Origin of the sequence: Streptomyces sp. DH12, assembly GCF_020873895.1 — a bacterium.
GTDB lineage: Bacteria > Actinomycetota > Actinomycetes > Streptomycetales > Streptomycetaceae > Streptomyces.
In genome coordinates this window covers 1-388 of sequence record NZ_JAHWGT010001676.1, presented here as the reverse complement: position 1 = coordinate 388, position 388 = coordinate 1, and the positions used below count along the sequence as shown (strand labels likewise).

The following is a 388-nucleotide window of genomic DNA, read 5'->3' as shown; positions in this document are numbered from 1 at the left end:
GGACCAGATCGTCTTGTCCTCGCGGCCGTGCCGTAAGCCCCAGTGGGCGCTGAGTCGCATCACGATGTACAGCCCCCGCCCGCTCTCGTCGCCGTGCCGGGCGTGGCGGAGGTGAGGACCCGCGCTGCTCGCGTCCGTCACCTCGGCCAGCAGGCGTTCACCGTCGTGGATGAGGCGCAGCCGGACCGGGCCCTCGCCGTGCAGGATCGCGTTGGTGGTGAGTTCCGAGGCGACGAGCAGGGCGTCGGCCAGCGCCTCGGTGTCGCAGGGGGTGCGGGTGGCCAGGCAGCGTTCGGCCACCGCCCGCAGCACGGCCTCGCGCACCTCGGCGGGCCGGGACGGGCACGGCTGCCCGGCGGGCCGGTCGCCGGGCGGCCGGACAACGGGT

Annotated in this window: 1 protein-coding gene; it reads right to left on the bottom strand. The window is 75.5% G+C overall.

Features of this window, described 5'->3' with window-relative positions; genetic code table 11:
• A partial coding sequence (locus tag LPA54_RS41695; protein WP_228985557.1) for an ATP-binding protein occupies positions 1 to 388 on the bottom strand: 388 nt, incomplete at both ends.